The 552-nt window shown below is 49.5% G+C and carries 1 protein-coding gene; it reads right to left on the bottom strand.

Features of this window, described 5'->3' with window-relative positions; all coding sequences use genetic code 11:
* Positions 1-552: glycosyl hydrolase 2 galactose-binding domain-containing protein (locus R7Q09_RS27625; protein ID WP_318144143.1), on the bottom strand; the 552-nt coding region annotated here is incomplete at both ends.

Below are 552 nucleotides of genomic sequence, written 5' to 3'. Positions count from 1 at the left end.
TCATACCATCAAACTTCACTGATGCCGAGACCAAACCCGGCACAAAAGTCTGATAGTAAAGATCCACTTTAAACTCACAACCACCACCGTGGTGCCAGATTTGTTCGGTCGCGACACGATCTAAACGTACGTTGCGAATAAACTGCAGGTAAGGCACTTGCCACACGCCTAAGCGATCATCGCTTTTTCTATATTCATGATCGGACAGCGAACACAGCTCAGGTTTATCTTCATCAAACAGAAGATCTTCGTCTTCCTCTAAGAACAAGATTTCAAAGCGGTTGCGCCCCATTTGCATGTAAGGGCGAATGTCTTTCTTGTAGACATTCTGAGAGCCATCGCAGTCAAACAATGCAACGCCATTCAAACGCACCTCAGCGTGGTAGTGCACCCCACCCAGCACCAGTTCAACCGCCGGGAACGCCATCATGGATTCATCCACCTCAATGTCGTGCATCAAGTGCCATTCTTGTTGGCGAATGGCCGCTTCCGTCAATTCAGCGGGCAGCACCTGACTCAGAGGAGCAGGGAAAGTGATGTCATCCTGTGGGA

The organism is Vibrio sp. 2130-1 (assembly GCF_033339515.1).
Note: the sequence above shows the minus strand (reverse complement) of the source record. Positions and strands in the feature narration are given on the sequence as shown.